The sequence below is a fragment of the Actinoallomurus bryophytorum genome (assembly GCF_006716425.1).
Classification (GTDB): Bacteria; Actinomycetota; Actinomycetes; order Streptosporangiales; family Streptosporangiaceae; genus Actinoallomurus; species Actinoallomurus bryophytorum.
Map to the genome: position 1 here is coordinate 3,476,558 of NZ_VFOZ01000001.1, position 20,050 is coordinate 3,496,607.

At 63.6% G+C, this 20,050-nt stretch carries 23 protein-coding genes and 1 pseudogene; 13 read left to right on the top strand and 11 right to left on the bottom strand.

Annotated elements, in window-relative coordinates:
* Window positions 1-227: 227 nt before the first annotated feature.
* The 4 genes from FB559_RS16285 to FB559_RS16300 form a co-directional block, all read right to left on the bottom strand.
* The gene (locus FB559_RS16285) at window positions 228-1,040 is read right to left on the bottom strand and encodes a thymidylate synthase family protein (RefSeq protein WP_141956405.1); all 813 of its coding nucleotides are present in this window, start codon (window positions 1,038-1,040) and stop codon (window positions 228-230) included.
* A gap of 65 nt (window positions 1,041-1,105) precedes the next feature.
* A complete protein-coding gene (locus FB559_RS46710; protein ID WP_141956406.1) occupies window positions 1,106-2,062 on the bottom strand; it encodes an ImmA/IrrE family metallo-endopeptidase in 957 nt (318 codons plus the stop codon).
* Window positions 2,059-2,415: a helix-turn-helix domain-containing protein gene (locus tag FB559_RS16295; RefSeq protein ID WP_141956407.1), complete on the bottom strand. Its 357-nt coding sequence runs from the start codon at window positions 2,413-2,415 to the stop codon at window positions 2,059-2,061. The genes FB559_RS46710 and FB559_RS16295 overlap by 4 nt, the downstream gene beginning before the upstream one ends.
* Window positions 2,412-2,699, bottom strand: coding sequence for a phosphopantetheine-binding protein (locus FB559_RS16300; RefSeq protein ID WP_185792247.1), 288 nt, complete (start codon window positions 2,697-2,699; stop codon window positions 2,412-2,414). Before FB559_RS16300 ends, FB559_RS16295 begins: the two co-directional genes overlap by 4 nt.
* 62 nt (window positions 2,700-2,761) lie before the next feature.
* Between FB559_RS16300 and FB559_RS16305 the strand changes: the two genes are divergently transcribed.
* The 6 genes and pseudogenes from FB559_RS16305 (at window position 2,762) to FB559_RS16330 (ending at window position 9,525) form a co-directional block, all read left to right on the top strand.
* Window positions 2,762-3,691, top strand: coding sequence for a nucleoside triphosphate pyrophosphohydrolase family protein (locus FB559_RS16305; protein ID WP_221640048.1), 930 nt, complete (start codon window positions 2,762-2,764; stop codon window positions 3,689-3,691).
* Window positions 3,692-4,206: 515 nt separating this feature from the next.
* Window positions 4,207-4,698 (top strand): hypothetical protein, encoded by a 492-nt coding sequence (locus tag FB559_RS43920; RefSeq protein ID WP_185792248.1) that lies wholly within the window; start codon window positions 4,207-4,209, stop codon window positions 4,696-4,698.
* Window positions 4,699-5,004: 306 nt separating this feature from the next.
* A pseudogene (locus FB559_RS16315) lies at window positions 5,005-5,888 on the top strand (IS982 family transposase).
* Window positions 5,889-6,393: 505 nt separating this feature from the next.
* A complete protein-coding gene (locus tag FB559_RS16320) occupies window positions 6,394-7,359 on the top strand; it encodes a hypothetical protein (RefSeq protein ID WP_141956409.1) in 966 nt (321 codons plus the stop codon).
* Window positions 7,360-7,998: 639 nt separating this feature from the next.
* Window positions 7,999-8,868, top strand: coding sequence for an inositol monophosphatase family protein (locus FB559_RS16325; protein WP_141956410.1), 870 nt, complete (start codon window positions 7,999-8,001; stop codon window positions 8,866-8,868).
* Window positions 8,869-8,916: 48 nt separating this feature from the next.
* Window positions 8,917-9,525, top strand: a complete 609-nt coding sequence (locus FB559_RS16330) for an RES family NAD+ phosphorylase (protein ID WP_141956411.1) — start codon at window positions 8,917-8,919, stop codon at window positions 9,523-9,525.
* Between the two features lie 4 nt (window positions 9,526-9,529).
* Here the strand turns inward: FB559_RS16330 and FB559_RS16335 are convergent, their stop codons facing one another.
* The gene (locus FB559_RS16335) at window positions 9,530-10,105 is read right to left on the bottom strand and encodes a phosphotransferase (RefSeq protein WP_185792250.1); all 576 of its coding nucleotides are present in this window, start codon (window positions 10,103-10,105) and stop codon (window positions 9,530-9,532) included.
* A 161-nt stretch (window positions 10,106-10,266) separates the two neighbouring features.
* Between FB559_RS16335 and FB559_RS16340 the strand changes: the two genes are divergently transcribed.
* Window positions 10,267-10,746, top strand: coding sequence for a YfbM family protein (locus FB559_RS16340; protein WP_141956413.1), 480 nt, complete (start codon window positions 10,267-10,269; stop codon window positions 10,744-10,746).
* 12 nt (window positions 10,747-10,758) lie between these two features.
* Here FB559_RS16340 and FB559_RS16345 read toward each other — a convergent pair whose 3' ends face one another.
* Both FB559_RS16345 and FB559_RS16350 read right to left on the bottom strand, forming a co-directional pair.
* Window positions 10,759-11,292 (bottom strand): hemerythrin domain-containing protein, encoded by a 534-nt coding sequence (locus tag FB559_RS16345; protein ID WP_141956414.1) that lies wholly within the window; start codon window positions 11,290-11,292, stop codon window positions 10,759-10,761.
* Window positions 11,293-11,430: 138 nt separating this feature from the next.
* Window positions 11,431-12,042, bottom strand: coding sequence for a TetR/AcrR family transcriptional regulator (locus tag FB559_RS16350; RefSeq protein WP_141956415.1), 612 nt, complete (start codon window positions 12,040-12,042; stop codon window positions 11,431-11,433).
* Between the two features lie 65 nt (window positions 12,043-12,107).
* On the opposite strand from FB559_RS16350, the gene FB559_RS16355 reads away from it, so the two are divergent.
* From FB559_RS16355 to FB559_RS16370, 4 genes are all read left to right on the top strand, one after another.
* Complete coding sequence (locus FB559_RS16355) at window positions 12,108-13,124, top strand: ATP-binding cassette domain-containing protein (RefSeq protein ID WP_246121651.1); 1,017 nt, start codon at window positions 12,108-12,110, stop codon at window positions 13,122-13,124.
* Window positions 13,121-13,969: an ABC transporter permease gene (locus FB559_RS16360; protein ID WP_141956416.1), complete on the top strand. Its 849-nt coding sequence runs from the start codon at window positions 13,121-13,123 to the stop codon at window positions 13,967-13,969. The genes FB559_RS16355 and FB559_RS16360 overlap by 4 nt, the downstream gene beginning before the upstream one ends.
* A 235-nt stretch (window positions 13,970-14,204) precedes the next feature.
* The gene (locus FB559_RS16365; RefSeq protein WP_185792251.1) at window positions 14,205-14,642 is read left to right on the top strand and encodes a DUF2690 domain-containing protein; all 438 of its coding nucleotides are present in this window, start codon (window positions 14,205-14,207) and stop codon (window positions 14,640-14,642) included.
* Window positions 14,643-14,745: 103 nt separating this feature from the next.
* Window positions 14,746-15,168, top strand: a complete 423-nt coding sequence (locus tag FB559_RS16370) for a pyrophosphohydrolase domain-containing protein (RefSeq protein WP_141956418.1) — start codon at window positions 14,746-14,748, stop codon at window positions 15,166-15,168.
* A 48-nt stretch (window positions 15,169-15,216) separates the two neighbouring features.
* Here the strand turns inward: FB559_RS16370 and FB559_RS16375 are convergent, their stop codons facing one another.
* Window positions 15,217-15,585 carry a nucleotidyltransferase domain-containing protein gene (locus tag FB559_RS16375; protein ID WP_141956419.1) on the bottom strand — a complete coding sequence of 123 codons (369 nt, stop codon included), beginning with the start codon at window positions 15,583-15,585 and terminating at the stop codon, window positions 15,217-15,219.
* Between the two features lie 75 nt (window positions 15,586-15,660).
* A complete protein-coding gene (locus FB559_RS16380; RefSeq protein WP_141956420.1) occupies window positions 15,661-16,239 on the bottom strand; it encodes a helix-turn-helix domain-containing protein in 579 nt (192 codons plus the stop codon).
* 65 nt (window positions 16,240-16,304) lie between these two features.
* Here FB559_RS16380 and FB559_RS16385 point away from each other — a divergent pair, with 65 nt between their 5' ends.
* Both FB559_RS16385 and FB559_RS16390 read left to right on the top strand, forming a co-directional pair.
* On the top strand, window positions 16,305-17,276 hold the full coding sequence (locus FB559_RS16385) for an NAD(P)/FAD-dependent oxidoreductase (protein WP_141956421.1): 972 nt from the start codon (window positions 16,305-16,307) through the stop codon (window positions 17,274-17,276).
* A complete protein-coding gene (locus FB559_RS16390; protein ID WP_141956422.1) occupies window positions 17,273-17,896 on the top strand; it encodes a class I SAM-dependent methyltransferase in 624 nt (207 codons plus the stop codon). The genes FB559_RS16385 and FB559_RS16390 overlap by 4 nt, the downstream gene beginning before the upstream one ends.
* 53 nt (window positions 17,897-17,949) lie before the next feature.
* On the opposite strand, the gene FB559_RS16395 is transcribed toward FB559_RS16390, so the two are convergent.
* Complete coding sequence (locus FB559_RS16395) at window positions 17,950-18,645, bottom strand: choice-of-anchor P family protein (protein WP_141956423.1); 696 nt, start codon at window positions 18,643-18,645, stop codon at window positions 17,950-17,952.
* A gap of 347 nt (window positions 18,646-18,992) precedes the next feature.
* Complete coding sequence (locus FB559_RS16400) at window positions 18,993-19,949, bottom strand: helix-turn-helix transcriptional regulator (RefSeq protein ID WP_141956424.1); 957 nt, start codon at window positions 19,947-19,949, stop codon at window positions 18,993-18,995.
* Window positions 19,950-20,050: the final 101 nt, after the last annotated feature.

The following is a 20,050-nucleotide window of genomic DNA, read 5'->3' on the forward strand; positions in this document are numbered from 1 at the left end:
ACGGTAAATCCGCCATCCGCGCATGTTGTCGTTAGTGTTGCGACCGCATTGGAACGGCTGGCTATCAGAGTTACACGTGATCTCGACGTTGACGCCCAGGAAGGTGTTCCTCCGGAGGATCCATACTGGGCCAGCACTATCGCCGATGTCGCAGCATACGCCCGGGAATGCCTTGCAGTACTTGATGACCCCAGCGTAGTCGCGGTACTGACAGCGAAGGTGGATCGTTAACTACCTGTTTCGCTGACCAGCAATGCGGATTCCGAGGCCCGAGCATTGAGCTGGGCGATCCTATATTTCGGTGAATCAACGGCGCCGACGCCAGCCACTATCATCAGCTGACCAGGTTGCAAATCGGTCATATCACATATGTATCCGAGCAGGCGGCCAAGGCCAAGGTAATTACCATATCCGCGTTCGATGAGATGCTGGCGACGATAGTGTGCCACCAAGTGGAGAACGTTGCGTTCCAGTTGAAAAGAGCAGAAAGATAGGCACGGGAATCCCATTGGGGAGTTGTCTACACCTGGGGCGTAGACATGGATCGGACTACTTGCGTCTCTGTGTTGAGTTTCGTCGGGGCCAGCCTCATCGCTTGATGCGTGAGGATCTGAGATATTCATTTCGTAGCGTGCAGACTTCGGTCCCGGAGTTGACAACTCAGTATTAAGCCTGCTTATTGTCTGAGCAAGCTGATCGTGTTCGCCTTTGGACGAAGGATGGGAAATAATCCGGCTGAAATAGGTGCCACGTTGATTGTTCCGGTGCAGCCTCTGCAGGGTCGGATACATGTTCCGGTAACGCTGCGTGAGATGAGCGGGGTCCCGAGAGCTTCGGGCGAGCTGTATTGGGAAAATCGTGTTAGCGACGGTCTCGACCGAGGCTTGTGGCAGCTCTTGTGAGAGCTCATCTATTGCGGCTCGAATGTCTGGATCTTCTGTCAGCGGGTCATCGATACAAGTGACGAGATGATAGAGATGGCGTCCTGGTGCGGAGTTCACCACATTGACAGTCTCCAGCCAGCTGTCAGAAATCGTCATACCGTGAATCATCTTACGTGCTAGCGTCATTACTCTCCCCCAAAGTTCTGTTTGTGGAAATGGGACTATTCAATCCAGCGGCGTGCTAGGCCGCTATGACGTTCCTCAACCTGGACGTCAAACGCCCATTTATTTACTTGGCTGTTCGCAGATCCGAAAATTTCGACTCGACTGGGAACGATCTGCTCAACCTCTAGAATTAATGCGTTTGATAAACCTTGTGCAGAAGTGGTGGGCGTTGATGTGTCCGTCGGTGACGGCATGGCTGCAGAGGCTGGCATGACACGGAAAGCCTCCGGTGGGTCGATGCTCGCTTTAGCGTCATTGGTCACCGTAACAATGAGCCGATCGCCAAGATGAACGGTTAGCTCAGTACCAGCGAAATTTTTGTCTATTACCCAAACGTCCGAACTGCTAGACGTAGGCGGAAGTGCGGCGTTGTCAAGTCTCGCCTTGATCTTTTTGGGTGGAACTCTTGCCCACTGTCGCGCCAAATCTCGACTCGCGAGTCGAAGGTTAGGTAGGTGTCTGATGGTCGAGCGATAAGACGTGCCAAGTAGCAGAGCGAGCATGTAGACGTCGTCTGGGCTCTGTGGCCTCTCCAAGCCAAGGCGGCCCAATGCGGTAAGTACTGCTCTGCGTGGCATCAGAAACCAGGACGCGAATGATTCGGCGACCTTTTCCTCATCAGTCCAGCCGGACCAGCCTTTGTCTGGAGGATCGAGATTCTCGTCAGTTGTACTTCGGTGACCAAGGCGATGATGTCCGAGCTCATGTGCCGCTGTGTGACGCTGCGCAGCGTGAGGAAGACCGTTATTCACAAGGATGCCAGGGCGAGACCTGAGCTCATTGATATATGCACCAAACTGGCGTGGCATAGGACGCCACATTAGAACTACCTCGGCGTCACCGATTGCGCTGTAAATGTCGATCGGCGGCACGGCAGTATCGACTCCAAGGTCACCATGGGCCTGGGCAGCGGCTAGGTGAGCAAGACGATTCGCCTCCCTCCAGGTTGTCATCGTCGCTGTTTCCGTCGCTCCGTGTCGGCCGAGAAGCGAAGATACTGCGCGAAGCGAACCACTTCAGCGCGATCATCGTCGGTCAAGTCGGTTACCGCCCGCGCAAGTGCGTGAACATCCTCCCCGGTATCGTCCTCGCCTAGGAGATAGCCGACCGGATGCATATACAGGCGAGAGAGCTTGCGTAGCTCAAGGCTGTCTAGCTTGCGTACGCCCCGCTCAATATCAGAAATCGCCGATCGAGGAATTCCGGTTCTATCGGCAACATACTGCTGAGAAAGGTTCAAATACTCGCGAACATTACGTAGGCGGGCACCCAGCTGCACCCACTCGGAGTCTTCGTTGCCGGTCATGCCCCTTCACCAACTCGACGCCCTTGCTCTGCTTCTTGGACGAGGTGGTGGACGATGGCGGCGAAGTCGCGGACTGATCGTAGGCACTCCGCTGTCTCTGGCGTAGTCGGCAGCTGAACGCCGCACCTTTGTTCCACACGCACGACGACCTCTACAGCCAACAGTGAATCGATGGGCAGATCCTCACCTTCAGCTGCCAAGCGGTCCCTCAACGCATCCGGCGTGATGCCCTCCTCCTCGGCGAGTAGCTCGATGATCAAGTTTTCGATGGCCTGGCGATCCATCGGGCACCTCCTTAGATCTGTCGGATTTTCCGACGACTCTTGTCCCATCATAGAACGCATCCGTGTACTCTGTCGAGACAGCGGTTGTCGGAAAACCCGACATCGACCTTGAGGAGGCGCTCAGCATGAAGCTCCGTGAGTACCAAGAGGCCGCTGGCCAGACGGACCAGCGCTCCGGCCGCGATCTCGCTGACATCGCAGTACACCTGCTTGGCATGATCGGCGAGGCTGGCTCGGTTGCAACCGAGTACAAGAAGCTGCTGCGCGACGGCGCCGCCCACGTAGCCTGGAAGGCTCGTGTCCGCGAGGAGCTGGGTGATGTTCTCTGGTACACGGCGACGCTCGCCAGCAAGCTTGATCTTGATCTCGAAGACGTTGCCCGCGCAAATCTTGAGAAGACGAGGAACCGATGGCTCAGGGCGAGCTCCGAGCCGCTGGACGACGATTTCCCGGAAGACGAGCAGCTTCCTCGTGACGGCAGATTTGAGTTCATTGCCTCGACTAACGATGCCGGCAGTCCCACAGTCCGCGTCCGTTACGGAGGTCAGTGGATCGGAGACCCGCTGACCGATGCCTCCCACGTTGACGACGGTTACCGCTTCCATGACGTTTTTCATCTCGCACACGCGGCCGCGCTCGGCTGGTCGCCGGTCACACGCAAACTTCTCGGACGGAAGCGTCGCTCGGATCCGGGCATCGATGAAGCGGAGGACGGTGGGCGCGCCATCGTTATCGAGGAGGGCGTAGCCGCGATGGTCTTCGCCTACGCGACGAGCCACGATTACCTCCGCGGCATTGCCCGCCTTGACTTCGAGCTGCTCGATGGCATCCAGAATCTAGTGGCCCCGCTGGAAGTTGGCATACGCAATGCTGCCAACTGGGAGCAGGCCATTCTCACGGGTTACGACGCTTGGCGTCAGCTACGGGATGGCAACGGTGGAACGGTGCTGCTGGACATGCGACAACAGAGTCTCACTGTCGTCCCTACGTAAGCGGGTCTCAGAGTTGGTCTCATTTATAGTCCAGGTCAAGCCGTAACCGTCGATGTGCGCCAAGATCCGGCGACGTCCCGAGACACGCTGGCGGACCTGCGCAGACGCGGACGTCGCCGGACCTCGGCTGTGATCGACGGAATGGCGTTGGGCTAACTGCTAATGCGGTTTGGGCTTACCGTCCATCCGGGGTTCAAATCCCCGAGCCTCCGCACCACCTGCACCCTCTCCGGTGAGCTAATCACTGGAGGGGGTGTTTTTGGTTTCGTGGTCTCATTCGGTCTCCCAGACGGCCGAGTCGATGAGTGCGCTGGCGTCGCGGACCGGTGGAGAGGTGGCGTGCGTGTACCGCTCGGTGGTCGGTGGGCGAGTACATGCCGCGGCCTGCCATACGATCTGATGACCTTCGAGGAGCGCGACCAGGTCGACGCCGAGCGCACCGACGCGATCCGAGAGAGACCGTGGCCAGCCTGCCCGAGGCGGCCCGGTATCCGACGCTAAGGAGCCCCCCAACTGTGAAGATCATCGACCGCGTCAAGGCGTACTTCCAAAAGAAAGAGGGACACGACCGCTCGAGCGGCGACCCGCTCGACGGAGCGGGCGACCCCGTCCCGGCGCAGGGCGACGGCGCCAGGCACGAGCAGAGCCGCGATGACAAGACGCCCGCGGTGTCCACAGTCCACAAGACGCCGGAGCCCGAACCGGCCACAGAGCCTGCCGTAGAGCCGGTCCCCGATTCGATAGCGGAGCCGGCCATAGAGCCGACAACTGACTCGGCCGTGGAGCCGGCCACCGATCCGATCGCAGAACCGGCCACGGAGCCGGCCGTGGAACTGACAACTGGCCCGGCTCCGGCTACACAGCCGGCCCCCGATCCGATCGCGGAGCCGGCCACAGGGCTGACCACGGCGCCCGGCGCGTGCCCGCGTTGCGGCGCAACCGGCGACGCGCCTTGCACAACTCCGTCCGGCAAGGCCACGAAGAACCACAAGGGGCGCGAGCAATGATCAGCGGTTCTCCGGACTCCCGGACGGATCCGCGAGTCGACACCGTACGTCTGACGCACAGACCCAGGCGGTCTCTGCCAGACACGTCGGTGGTCCTAGAACTGGTCTCATTTGTGGCCGAGATCAAATAACCGTCGTTGATATACGCCAAGGTCCGCCGACGTTTCGAGATACGCCTGCTCACCCGCGCAGACGCAGATGTCGACGGACCTTGGCGATGAACGGCGGAGGATCGTTGGGCTAGACGAGTAGTTCCGAATGCGGGCCGGTGTGCGGGCATGAAGAGAGGGCGTCCAAGATCATGTTGTGACGCAAGACCTGGACACCCTCTTGACCGCACTCTATGTGAAAATCGATGACGAGCTGGAAGGAACCCGAAGGCTGGGCAGGCCACCGGGACTGACCGACTCCGAACTCTTGTGCCTGGCCGTTGCCCAGGTGCTGCTGGGTTTGCTTCGGAAGCCCGCTGGATGCGGTTCGCTCACGCTCACCTGGCCGAAATGTTTCCTCACCTGCCAAGACGGCCCGGCTACAACAAGCGGCTGCGTGCGGCGTTACCGCTGGTCAAACAGGTGATCCAGGCGCTGGCCGCCGACACCGCCTTCTGGTTCGACAACGTCTGGATCACCGATTCGACCCCGGTCGAACGCGGTCGCTCCCGCCCCACCGTGATGCGCTCGAACCTGGCCGGCTATGGCTTCTGCCGCTCCCATTCGCGGTTCTACTGGGGCCTGCGGCTGTTCCTTGTCTGTACGCCGACCGGGATGCCGATCACCTGGGCGCTGGCCAGCCCCAAAATCGACGAACGCGACGTGCTGACCGCCATGTTCGACCGCGACCCGCACCTGACCACCGGCCGAGAAGGCCTGCCGCTCATCGCCGACAAAGGCTTCGCCTCCCGCCAGTTCGAAGCCGACCTGGCCCTACGCGGGATCACACTGCTGCGGCCCTCGTTCAAACGCGAAAAGCCCCGGCCCGGCGAACCGCTGCTCAAGTCGGTCCGACAACTGATCGAGTCGGTCAAGGACACGTTGAAAGGACAGCTCAGCCTGGAACAACACGGCGGGCGGACCTTCGAGGGCGTAGCAATCCGCGTCGCTCAGCGGATCTTGGCCATGGCCACTGCGATCTGGCACAACCACCACACCGGCGCACCCGTTACACGGTCACTGACCGCCTTCGACCACTGACCACATCGGAACTACTCGTCTAGCCGCTAATGCGGTTTGGGCCTACCGTCCATCCGGGCTTCAAATCCCTGAACCTCCGCACCACCTGGACGCTCTCCGGTTATCTGATCACTGGAGGGGGCGCTTTTGGTTAGTGGTCTCATTTCACGTCTCGTTCCGTCCCCCAGAGGGCCGATCCGTTGAGGGTGCTGGCATCGCGACCTGGGGTGAGGCGACATGTGTGCACCGTCCTCCTGTCGTCATTACGCCCGGTACCAGGGGATTGGACGCCGCATCGCCCCCCACGCATGTCATGACCCGTCGTCCTGCATTGGCACGCGATGAGCCTCAGCGATCAAGGAGCAACAACGGTCACTCGTTGGAAACTTCAACGGGCGGACCGATTTTAGTCTTTAGGTCTGTCTCCTTTGGGGACGGTCGTTCAGATCTGCTGTGGGTAGAGAGTTATTCATTCAAGACGTACACTTGCTGGAGGTACTAGTAGGAGAGGTGTCGTTTGAGAAAGTTGGCCAAGATTCTCGGCGAGGCAGACACCGTCCTAGCTTTGACAATTTCGATTATTGCCGGTGTTCTTGGTCTGACTTCTGTAACCTCGGCATCCGTGACCCAGAATGCCATACTTGTTACATTGGGAATTTTGTCGATCTCAATTCTTCGCGATCGGTGGCGTCGAAGCGATGCAATAGAGCGGACCGTTTCTGTTTTGCAGAACTTCACAAGCGCTGCAACTGAAATAGAGCAAGTTAAATCAATCCTGGAACAAGTGCAGGTAGCTCTAGCCAGTCAATCGCTCACGCACATACTCACAACCGCCGAGCAAGTGGCGAGCGAGCACACGCAAGCACGTGAAAGTAGTGGAAGATGGCTTTTCCGTGGAGGTACGGGAACGTACATCAGAGCTGTAACGCTGCCCGGCCTTATTAAGTCCGCAAGGCGGGAACGACGCCCACTTCATGTCCGCTTGGAAATCCTCGACCCTACAAACGAAGATGTTTGCGAGCGCTATGCTCGCTTTCGAAGTTCGGTTTCCCCTCTTCCTGATGGAACTGGTCAGGTCTGGACTACCCAACGGACCCAGCTCGAGTCATATGCAACACTGCTTGCGGCTTGTTGGTACCAGGCCGATTATACATTGCTAGACATTAAAGTAGGACTCGTCGGCACGATGGGCATCTTCAGATACGATCTATCGGATAGTCGGCTAGTTATCACCCAGGATGATGGGTTTGCGATGGTCGTTCCGCAGGAGGGCCTCCTCTATTCCTCGTATGAGACTGAGTTGAGAACCAGCTTCGAGCAGGCCAGGCACGTTCAGCTGGATGCCGCAAAACAGATCCGCCTAAGCAGCGAGCCTACGGTCGGCGAAGCCGTTGATTTATTTAAAGCTATCGGTGTTCCCCTGGTTGTCTCGCATGACCTTATAGCTGACATTATTACTAAGGCAATCCATGCTCAGAATCCCTACATATAAGGCTATAAGAGTTCGCGAGCTTATATTAGCCCGTGACTCTGGTTTTGTACTGAGAGAAGCTGGTCGGGAGTTTATAAGGTCGGGCGCCGTTCCCGTGCGACACCCACTGGGGTTTTTGTGCTTTCCGATGCATCGGACGGCAACGTTTGGGATTTGTCTCCACGTGTGGTCAGACCAGTTACAAATGAGACCATCAACCACTTCGCAAATTCATGCCCACAGTTGGGATCTGATCAGCTATGTAGTGGCAGGCGCACTGAGGAATGACCTCATTTCGATCGTCCCTGACCTGGTTAACCCCACTCATCGGGTATGTACCGTGCGTTCTGGTGACGGAGGTGACGAGGTGTGTCCAACAGACCAACTGGTTAACTGGAGACTCGTTGGGTCGGAACGCATAGCGAGCGGGCAATTTTATGACCTAAGCTCCGGATTCTTCCATACTACGACCGCACTCGGTGAAGCGGCCACGCTCGTTATGGCAGAGAACCAAAACCTAACTCCAGAGTTAAGCTTAGCTGATAAGTGCATACAGTCACACAAGGTAACTAGGCAACTCGGTGGGCCTACAGATATTAAGATCGCAGCGCGAACCTTGGGGATCGACCGTTGACCTACTTGCGAGGAGACTGCACCAATATGCCTACATTCCTCCAGGAAGCTCGCAGGGTGGCTATCGGTGTGGCTGAAGCAGCAGGAGACCTCCTTCGATCGAAAGCAGAACGGCGCTTTCATGTATGGCCGAAGAGCGATCGTGATTTGGTTACAGAACTCGATTATGCTGCCGAAGAACTAATTTTCAAGCAACTGAGGAATGCTTACCCGGATCATCAAATCATCTCTGAGGAAGCCGGAGTGCTGCCAGGCGTCGGCCAGTGGAGCTGGTTAGTCGATCCATTGGATGGAACCAATAACATTGCACTTGGCCTGGCAATATATACGGTCGGTCTGAGCCTGTGTAAGGGCAGCCTTCCTGTAGTATCGGTTGTTCACGATCCAGTTTCTAGGCGAACTTGGTCAGCAGTTCGTGGCCAAGGTGCGTATCTAGGGCGAGATCTCCCGCTGAAACGGCGCTCACGCGTTGGTAGCCGAGAAGTACTTGCTTGGAGCCAGGGGTACGGAGTGAGTCCCCAGGATTCGACGGCCGTTGCTCTCAAGCTGATTCTTGATAGAGAAGCGACCCGAGTTTTGAGGCTTTGGGCTCCTCTCATGGCCTGGATAATGCTGGCACGGGGTGATCTTGATGGGATAGTTGGGTATCGGATCGGAGAAATTGATTTGCATAGCGGGGCTCTTATTGCAACCGAAGCCGGGTTGAAGGTCTGCGACCCTACAGGATTTCCATTCGACTCGGAATTTCGCAGTCTACAAGAAAATCGCTCTTTGATTGCAGGAGCTAACGATCGAATTCCCCGGCTAGTCGAGCTGTGGTTGGCTGCTGATAAAATTCGCGCCCATATCGACGATTTTTGGAGAGACTATACTCCAGTTAAGAGTAAGCCATTTTAATTTGCTCTTCTGCAAGACATGGAAGTCGACTGAGGAGCGTTGAATAGTGTGAATCTTTGGAGAGAAATAGACCTTGCGGCCTTTCCGCTTACCACCCTAAAACCCCAGATGCCACTCTATAGAATTTACCCGCGCCGGTGGCCCTTGTCTGGGATATCTTCCGCCGTCAGTGAGCCTGGGATCCCTGGCTGGTTCTGTGGTGAAGGGGATCACCGTTTTGACTTCCCTGTCGGTGATGCCGGAACGTGCTATCTATCGACCTCTGAGTTAGGCGCCGCTATTGAGGTTATTGGGCGTTCTAGTGGTCGTTTTGAAATCAAAGAGCGAAGGCTGGCGACGCTTAATGTCAGAGATCCTCTTGTAGTACTGGACTTGACTTCTTATCGAAATCCGACAAGCGGCGGCTTGATTAATAGTATCCTTTGTCGGCAAAAGTTGATCTCGGGTAGGCCATCCTATATTGTTAGTCAGAGTTTTGCTCACTTTGTATTTGGGAATAACATTTCAGGAATCAAATGGCTATCCTGGAGGGATCCCGAATATCGGTCCGAAAACTTAGCGATTTTTCGCTCTGAGGCTGGCGCTGATGACGGCACATTCTTTGATATAACGTGCACGGCTGATATTAAGCGGACACTTATCGAAAAAGCAATTTGAAGGATCAAATATCGCGATGATGGTGGCGGGTAGAGCAGTCCGACGTACTGATGCGTCCGATCACGGAGTCGGCCACCGAGCCGACAACTGACTCGGCCGCACAGCGGGCCACCGATCTGATCGCGGAATCCGCTACGGAACCGGACCATGGGCGTTCCTTGTTGACGGATAGATTCTCGTCGGCGAAGAACCCTCGGCGCTCGAACGTCACCGCGCCGATTCCCGCCACGACACGCCCCACCTCGGCGCCGAGATCAGCCAGGGACCCCTCGCTGAACTCAAGGCCGGAAAGCACACGGCTGAGCGGCGTCCCCGCCACGTACTCCAGGACCATGGCCGGGCGAGCACCATCGCCGGACGCCATGACGAGCAGCGTCTGCGGGACGGGTACATGCCGAGAAGCCGCCGCCATGACCGCGGCTTCGACGGCCGGGGCCGCGCCACCGAGCCGTACGACGACCTGGCCATCGGTCAGCGTTAGCAGGCACGTCTCATGCGAGAAGCCGCCCGCCAACCTTGATGTTCCCAGCACAGCGCTGCCAAGCGCCGCAGCAATGCCGTGAATCTCCTCTGGCCGCATCGGCCCAGTCTGGTGCCACCAAGCCGTACGGCGGACCCCGAACTCCAATAGCGGCGTAGCGCAGTTCCGGACCAGCGCCATTCGGCGAAGGTTGTCGGCGTCGTATGGAACACTCGCCGTCGCAGTAAATGGTCGACCAAGCGGTAACAAAGGAGCCTCCCATGGGCGTGAGCATTGGGTTCATCAGCGCGACAGCCGAGGAGCTGGACAAAGCCGAGAACGATCCGAGTTGGGCCGATGAATACATCTACGAGCTGTACTCCGCCAATGACTTCCCAAATCGTCCCCACGGTGGCCCGGACAAGGCCTGGGCCGGTCTCCAGTTCCTGCTCGACAAGACGGACGTGGATCTCGAGTTCCTGATGGACGGCTTCCAGATCTCGGAGGACGGCACCCTGTTCACGTGGTCTCCGGAACAGATCGAGAGCGTCGCGCGGCAGCTGCGGGCGACACCATGGGAGCAGCTGGCGGCCCACTACGCCCCGGAGCGGATGACGGCGGAGGAGGTGTACCCCAACATGTGGAGGCTCGATGCCGGGGGCCAACTGGACTGGCTTGAGCGCTCCTACGCGGAGCTGGTCACATTCTTCGCCGAGGCGGCTGAGGGCGGATACGGGGCGTTCATGAGCTTCAGCTTCTAGACGCGTCCGCGGTCAGCTCGGTGCAGGCGGCTGGGACCGTTCCCAGCGATGGACGACCCAGTCGCCCACTCGGATGGCGAGTCCCGCGCCGCACGTCTTCTCGACCACGGCGATGTCCTTGAACGCGTTGACCATGTCGCCGAGCTCGATCAGCGTCCGTTTGTCGCCGTGCTTGGCCAGGCGGGGCAGCACATCGAGCTCTTCGTCGAGGACCGACCGGCGTCCCTCGGCGATGAGTCGGGTGATCAGTGCGTCGAAGGCGTGGCTGGCCGGTTCGGCCTCGCTCAGGCCGACCAGGATCTGCTCGACCCTGCCGTCCACGTCGTGGTGGCGAGCGGCATCGACGGTGCCTTCAGGCAAAATCTTGTGGATTGCCGGATACAGAAAAAGCTCTTCGGCAACCATGTGCCGCATCAACTGGCCGATCAGCTCGTCGGCGAGCTGGCGGCGGTTTTCGCCAGGTGTCACCAGCCGTACGAGCAGGTTCGTGATGTGATTGTGGTCACGGATGAGCACACCACTCAACGAACGGTCATCGACGCCCATCGGGCCCCCTGGTGCCCGGGTACCAGCCTCCGTATCCGTCCACCGCAGTATACGGCCGCGCGGTTTCCCGCCGTCGGATGCCGTTCAGGCGAGATCATCCGCACTTGCCGGCGAATGGGTGGATAAACGCGCGGGCCGTCACCCGTACGCGGATGGCTCGCCGCGCGTGCCGCAGAGGCGCAGTGTGCTTTCCAGGCACAGAGCCGCTGCCCGACCGGCAGTGAGGCGCCCGGCGGTGACTTCTCCTGCTGCCGCGTGCTGGAGTCCGATGACTGCGGCGACGAGCCAGGCGGCGTCGAGTGACGGATCGAAGTCGCCCGTGCGCTGGCCTCGCCGGATGAGCCGCTCGAGCCGCGGAGGTACGAGCTCGTGAGGGTCATTGTCGGGCCGGATCCGGATCGCGCCGTGATTGAGCAGGAGGGGGTAGCGGCGGATGAGCCGCCAGCCGATGTGGTGGAACTGGGCCAGCGCCTCGGCGGGTGGGGCGGTGTCGAGGCCGGCGGCGTCGAGCGCGGCGATGTACTCGGCTGCTGCGGCCTCGATGAGGGCGGCAACGAGGGCGTCACGTGACGGAAAGTGGGCGTAGACCGTCTGGCGGGTGACGTCGGCCCCGGTGGCGATCTCCTCCATGCTCGCGTCGAAGCGCTCGCCGAACACGATGCGGGCCGCGTTGAGGATGGCGTCGATGCTGCGTCGAGCGTCGGATCGCCGTGGGCGGGGCGGCATGGCGGTGTCGGGCGTATCAACCATCACAGAGAAGATACCCGTTCAGGCATAACCTTGACATGCCGTAAGAGATAGTTAAATCTTACGGCATGTCAAAGAACGGCATGGACAGGGACCACCCGGCGATCGAGGCGCACGGCCTGGTCAAGCTCTACGGCAAGAACCGGGCACTGGACGGGATCGACCTCACGGTCCGGCGCGGTCAGGTGTTGGGGTTCCTCGGCCCCAACGGGGCGGGCAAGACCACCATGATCCGTATCCTGGCCACCTTGACCCGGCCCGACGGCGGTACGGCCCGTGTCCTCGGCCACGACGTGATGAGCGAGGCGGACGCGATTCGGGCCCGGATGGCGGTGACCGGCCAGGTCGCCTCCCTCGACGAGGACCTGACGGGGCACGAGAACCTCACGATCCTCGGCCGGCTCCATGGCCTGTCACGGGCCGGCAGCAGACAGCGCGCCGATGCCCTGCTCGCCGCCTTCGACCTGACCGGCTCGGCCGGCCGCCCGGTGGGCGGCTACTCGGGCGGGATGCGCCGAAGGCTCGACATCGGGGCCAGCCTGATCGTGACCCCCGACCTGCTGTTCCTCGACGAGCCGACCACCGGGCTGGACCCGCGCAGCCGTGGTCACGTGTGGGAGCTGGTCCGTCAGATCGCCGCGGCCGGTACCACGGTGCTGCTCACCACCCAGTACCTCGAAGAGGCCGACCAGCTCGCCGAGCAGATCGCCGTCATCGACCACGGCCGGATCGTGGCCGAGGGTACGAGCGCCCAGCTCAAGGCCCAGGTCGGATCGGGCGCCCTGCACGTCCGGCTCCTCGACGGCGAGCAGCGTACGCAAGCCCAGCAGGTCCTGGCCGGCGCCCTGGAGGGGACGGTCCATCTCGCCGCCGACCCGCTCGCCCTGTCCATGCTGCTCGCCACCCCGGCCGGCGCGACCGACGTGGGCCGGCTGGTCGGGCACGCCATGACCCGGCTCGCCGAGGCCCGGGTGGGTGTCGCGGAGTTCACTCTCGGCCAGCCCAGCCTCGACGAAGCCTTCCTCGCCCTGACCGGCCACGCGGCCGGCCCGGCCACCACCGACCAGGAGGACGTGAACGCATGACCATCCCGGCCGCCATCACGCGCCCCGCCCCGGCGGGGGCCTACCAGATCGACATACTCCTCACGGCAGGCCCGCCACGTCGCCGTCCCGGGGCGCTCGCCGCCTCCGCGACCTTCGGCCGGCGGGCCGTGCTCAAGATCAAACACGACCCCAAACAGCTGGTGGAGTCGGCCGCCATGCCGGTCCTGTTCACCGTGCTGTTCACCTACCTCTTCGGCGGCGCCATCAGCGGCTCGTCCGGCACGTACCTGGAGTTCCTCCTGCCCGGCACGTTGAGCATGACGATCACCATCATCACCATGTACGGCGGCGCCCGTCTCGCCCAGGACGTGACGAGCGGGGCCTTCGACCGCTTCCGCTCCCTGTCCATCTGGCGCGGCGCCTTCGTGCTCGGCGGCCTCCTCAGCGATGCCGGCCGTTACCTGTTCGCCTCCACCATCGTGGTGGTCCTCGGGCTGGTCATGGGCTATCGGCCCGAAGGCGGCGCCCCGGGCGTGCTCGCCGGGGTGGCCGTGGTCGTCGCCTTCGCGCTCTCCCTGTCCTGGCTGTGGGCCGCGGTCGCCCTGCTCGTGCCGGACTCGGCCGTCTTCATGGCCATCGCCAACGTCGTACTGATTCCGCTCTCGTTCGCCAGTAACGTCTTCGTCCAGCCCCGGACCATGCCCGGCTGGCTCCAGGCCTTCGTCGACGTCAACCCGATCAGCCACGTCGCTACCGCGGCCAGGGATCTCATGAACAACACCAGCGGCACCGGCGGAGCCGTCGCCTGGTCCCTCATCGCGACCGCCGTCATCACCGGAGTGTGCGCGCCGCTCACCCTCCACCTCTACGGCAAGCGGGACTGACGCCCGCAGATCGGCGAGGTGACGGCCGACCATGTCCTGGAGGAGCGCGGCCCGCGTCGAACAGGCGCGTGAACGTGCTGAGTCGGATGACTCAGTCCTCCCGAGTCTGCGCGTTTCTCAGCTCAGTCATCCTCCTCTATCAGGCACTTTCTCCCCCACGTAGGTTTCGAGCCAGTTGGTGATCTTGGCAGCGTTCGCTCTGCCGGGCTCCTGGAACGTAAGGGGAGAATCACACGTGAAGACCCGAGTAATCGCGGCGGCGGCAGCCGCGGCATCGACCGTCGTCCTGACGTCTCTGCCCGCGAGTGCGGCCTCGCTCGATGGCAAGGACCCGTACAGCACCGGCTGTAACAGCGGCGCCTACTCCGTCAAGAGCTCCTACATCACGAACCAGCTCGGCGACGCGCTGGGCACCGCCTATCTCTACTGGTCGCCCGGCTGCAAGACCAACTGGACCGAGGTCAGGGTGCCCACCTACGGCTACGGCTCCGCCAACGTCTATACCGATGACGGAAGGTCGGCGCTCTTCAGCTACAGCGCCGGCAACGGCGGGCACCACTGGGGCAACATGCTCTACGCCCCCGGCGTCTGCGCCTGGGGTACCGCCACGGTGATCACCGGCACCGGCACGGTCAACCACGGCAGCGGCACGACGGCCCGCGCCTGCGGCTGAGTCCATGGTCGGACGACGCCGGGGTACGCCGACGTGGCCGGAGCCGCCGAACGTACCCCGGCCGTCGTCAGAGACCACCAGGACTCTGTGGCAGCGTTGGCCCATGCCGTCAGACAAGACGAACATCGCGCACGCGGTCGCGGCATTCCACGCGACCTTCGGCCTCCCGCGCAGCGATGAGCCGACCGCGGACATACCCGCCGAGCTCGCGGCTCTGCGGGTTCGGCTGCTCGCCGAGGAGGTCGAGGAGTTCGCCACCGCGACCGAGCAGCGCGACATCGTCGGCATCGCCGACGCGCTGGCCGACATCGTCTACGTCGCCTACGGCTCGGCGATCACCTACGGCATCGACCTGGACGCCGTGCTCGCCGAGGTGCACCGGTCGAACATGACCAAGCTCGACGACGACGGCCGGGTGCTCCTGCGACAAGACGGAAAGGTCGCGAAGTCGCAGAACTACACGCCACCGAACGTCGCCGGCGTGCTGCGCGACCAGGCGCGAAGCCGGGCTCACGAGAGCCCCTGACGCCCCTCGACGGCGGATCACAGGGCGGGAACGGGCGAGCGCGGACGTTCACCCCGCCGCCCCCAGCAAGGCTGCCAGCAGGCCGGCCGGGTCGTACAGCGAGCAAGCGCCATCGGTGACCACCCGGAGTGTGCCGGGATCGACCGGGGTGACGAAGCGCCGCTCGGTGATGGGACCCCACGACCGGGTGAGCGTCGGCTCGCCGATGGCGGACCCAGCGGCCGAGGCGACGGCGTACGGGGCGGTGGTGAGCAACACGAAGTCGACGTCGGAGGACGGGCGCGCGGCGCCACGGGCGCACGATCCGACCAGGAGCAGGCCGGCGACGTCGCCGCGGCCTGAGGCCCAGCGAGTGACGCGGTCGATGACCGATTCGATCTCGGCGGCTCGTGCGGCCGAGACCGAGCCACCGCGCATCAGATCACCCGCCGCGTGAAGGCGCTCCGGTCCACAAGCCGCCATCGTACGGGCGTCGGCCACAGGCGGTGAGGACTACCCGCGGGCAGGGCGGGCGCTTACGTGCAGCCGCTCGCCCTGGGGGCCGAAGAGCGAGAGGTACTCCACCGGTTCGGAGCCGGCGTTGGCGAAGGCGTGCGGGATGCGGGTGTCGAACTCCGCGGCCTCGCCGGAGGTCAGCACGAGGTCGTTGTCACCCAGCAGCAGACGCAGGCGGCCGGACAGGACGTAGAGCCACTCATAGCCCTCGTGCACCCGCTGCTCGGGTGGGCAGCCGCCCGTCACGGGGAGGATCTGCTTGTACGCGCGCAGCCCGCCGAGCTGCCGGGTCAGCGGCAGGAAGGTCATGCCGTCGCGGGTGAAGGAGCGCAGGTGGACGCGGGGATCGCCGGTCGCCGGCGCGCCGACCAGCTCGTCCAGCTGCACGCCGTGGGCCTCCGCCAGGGGCAGCAGGAGTTCGAGCGTCGGCTTGCGCCGGCCGGACTCCAGCCGCGACAGGGTGCTGACGGAGATCCCCGTCTCCTCGCTCAGCCGGGCCAGCGTCGTGCCGCGCTCCCGGCGTAGCGCCCGCAGCCGTGGGCCGACGGCGGTCAGGACACGCGCGAGGTCTGCCATGTCCCTATTTGCCGCCTCGGCAACAAACTTTGTCAAATCGCCAAGGGCCGGCACACCATCTGCGCATGACTACACAGACAAGACGCTATGACGTCGTGGTCGTCGGCGGTGGGGCCGCCGGACTCAGCGGCGCACTGACCCTGGGGAGAGCACGGCGATCGGTTCTGGTGATCGACGCCGGCCGTCCGCGCAACGCTCCGGCGGGCCACGTCCACACCTACCTCGGCAGCGAGGGTGTCCCGCCCGCGCAGCTGCTGGCCACGGGCCGTACGGAGGTGACCGGCTACGGCGGCGAGATCGTCGAAGGCGAGGTCGTGTCGGCCGAGCCCGCGGACGCCGGCGGCTTCCGCGTCGTCCTCGGCGACGGAACCGACGTCGAGGCGGACCGTCTCCTGGTGACCACCGGTCTCGTCGACGAACTGCCGGACGTGCCGGGCCTGGCGGAGCGATGGGGCCGCGACGTGCTGCACTGCCCGTACTGTCACGGCTGGGAGGTACGCGACCAGGCGATCGCCGTTCTCGCCACCGGACCCCGGGCGATCCACCAGGCCCTGCTCTGGCGGCAGTGGAGCAAGAACGTGACCCTCTTCCGGCACACCGCGCCCGAGCCGAGCGAGGAGGAGTACGAGCAACTGGCCGCCCGCGACATCGCGGTGGTCGACACACGGGTCGCAGGGCTGGAAGTGACGGAAGACCGGCTCACCGGCGTACGCCTCGACGACGGCCGGGTCATCCCGTGCCAGGCCCTGACGGTCGCCACCCGCCTCACCGCCCGCGCCGGCGTACTCACCGGCCTGGGACTGACGACGACCGAGCAGGAGATGGGCGGACAGGTGATCGGCAGCTACGTCGCCGCCGACCCGACCGGCGCGACCGAGGTGCCCGGCGTGTGGGTGGCCGGCAACGTCGCCAGCGTGATGGACCAGGTCATCGCCGCGGCCGCCGCGGGCGTACGGGCCGGTGCCGCGATCAACGGCGACCTGATCGCCGAGGAGACCCGCCGTGCGGTCGAGACCTACAGGGAGGGGCGCGGATGACCGAGCAGGAGCTCTGGGACGACCGTTACCGCGAGAGCGACCGGATCTGGAGCGGGAACCCCAACACCGTCCTGGTCCGTCAGGTCGAGGACATGGTGCCGGGACGGGCCCTCGACCTCGGCTGCGGCGAGGGGGCCGACGCGATCTGGCTCGCCCGGCGGGGATGGCGTGTCACCGCGGTCGACATCTCCGGCGTCGCCCTCGAACGCGCCGCACGTAACGCGGCCGAGGTCGCCGACCGCATCGACTGGCAGCGGCACGACCTCGGGACGTCATTCCCCGCGGGGAGGTTCGACCTGGTGTCCGCGCATTTCCTGCATTCCCCCGGGGACATGCCGCGAGAGAAGATCCTGCGTACGGCGGCCGGTGCCGTCGCACCGGGCGGGGTGCTTCTCGTCGTCGGGCACGCGGGGTTCCCGCCCTGGGAGGACGACCCTCACCCCGGCGTGCACCTGCCCACCCCGCAGGAGGTACTGGAAGACCTCGACCTCCCGGACGAGGAGTGGGAGGTGCAGGTCTGTGAGGAACACGAGCGGATCCAGAACGACCCCGCCGGGCGCCCGGTCACCCGTACGGACAACACCCTCAAGGTCTGGCGCCGGGACGAAAAAACGCGGTGACGTACGGGCTCGGTGCGGAGCCGCGTACGTCACCGCGCTCAGGCGGTCAGGCGTCAGCCGGTGACCGGGAGGTCGCTGGGGACCGGGGTCGGTGCGGGAGCCTCACCGGGCGGGTTGGTGCTCGGGGCCGGCGTCGGGCTGCCGGGCATGTTCGGCGGGGTGGCGTCACCGGCGGCGGCGCAGGTGGCGGAGGAGATGTCGATCGCCTGGCCCTTGCCGCCCACGAGGCCGAGCTTGACCTCGATCGCGGTGACGGTCAGGCTGCCATCGGCGTTGTGGACCTGCTTGTTCAGGACCACCGAGACCGCCCCGAGGCCCTGGACCGGGATGTTGACGGCACTGTTCGGCGCCGCGTCGACGGCCAACTTGTGGCCACCGATGGAAGCCTTGACCAGGTGGGACGAACCCTGACCATCGACGCACTTGGCCGTGATCAGGTGGGCCGACAGCGCAGCCTTCGCAACCTTCAGGTCGACGACGCTGGCCCGTGAGCGGCCGGCCGTCGCGGAGGTGTGCAGAACCTTCAGCTTCACCAGGGGGTTGGGCGGCAGCTCGACGAGGCTCTTGTCCTTGGGGCCCGCCACGGAGGAGACGGCGGGGAGTGCCGGCAGGTTGATCAGGCCGGTCGCGGACAGACCGTAGGCCGAGGAGACACCCCCCGTGGTCGCGGAGGCATTCGCCGCGATGATGACCGGGGCGGTGAGGGCTCCGGCGATCGCTACGTATGTGGTCAGATGCTTCAAGCGCACGGTTCTGTCTCCTCGATGATGGTTCCAGTACGGAAAAAACGTCGAGTCGGTCGATGCTGGCTCTGGTCGTGTACGAAGCCGGACGGAGGCCGTCTGCCGCCCGTCCGCGCCTTAAACGGGCGGGGCCTCCGCCGGCTGCGTACGAGGGCACGGCCAGGTACGGCTTTCGCGGCGGAACGACGCCCGTCTTGCTGCGCCGCCGCCACCTGGGTGCCCACGTTCGAGAACATCTGCTCCGACTCTCCTGATAAGCCTTGCGTCGGGTGAATACGCATAAGTGGGCACTTTGGTTGCACGGGTTCTCAAACTTTTTTCAGGCCCCTGGCCAGCGGCTTCCGGCCGGGGCCTCAGCCCGCCGCGTAGCGGGCCGCGAGGGCGCGCGCGGTCTCGGTGAGGCGGGCGCGCAACTCCGGGGGCTCTACGATCTCGATGTCCGTGCCCAAGGCGAGGAACGTGCGGTGGGCGTGGTCGAGGGACTCGATGGGGAGCACGGCGCGTACCCAGCCGTCGGACTCGGTGACACCGGTGTCGGCGAGGGCCTGACGGGCGGCCCCGGTGAGGCGGGCGGCGGCGTCCGGGGCCAGCCGGACCACCGCCTCGCCGCCGTACAGCCGGGCGTGGAAGTCCGCCTGGTAGTCGCGCCAGTACGCCGCGAGGTCGAAGCCGTCCGGAGGGGCGAACTCCTCCTCCCGTACGGTCACGTCGAGGATCTGGTCGACCCGGTAAGTACGCGGTCCCGGGCCCGCGACGACGTACCAGCGGCCCGCCTTGAGGACGAGGCCGTACGGCTCCAGCCGCCGGTCGACGTCGGTGGGCGCCTTCCACCGGCGGTAGCGCACATCGAGCACCCTGCCGTGCCATACCGCGTCGGCGACCTGCGGCAGGTGGCGTACGTCGTCGTCCGGCGCGTACCAGCCGGGCGCGTCCAGGTGGAACCGCCCGCGCATCCGGTCGGCCTGAACGCGCAGGTCGGGCGGGAGCGCCGCGCGCAGCTTGAGCTGGGCCGCCGCCAGCGCGGAGCCGAGGCCGAGCTCGGAGGCGGGCCCGGGGACGCCCGACAGGAACAGCGCCTCGGCCTCGGGCACGCTGAGCCCGGTGAGCCGGGTGCGGTAGCCGTCGAGCAGTTGGTAGCCGCCGGCGTGGCCGGCCTCGCCGTACAGGGGGACGCCCGCGGCGTGCAGCGACTCGATGTCGCGGTACACCGTGCGTACCGATACTTCCAGCTCCTCGGCGAGCCGGGCGGCGGTCATCCGTCCCCGGGTCTGGAGCAGCAGGAGGATCGACAGCAGACGGCTCGACTTCACTGACACAAGATGACAGTGGAGCGGGCCTACGGTCCAGCCATGCCTTTTGAGGAGAAACTGCTGCGGGTGCCACCACCGATCGAGGTGGCCGGCTACCGGAT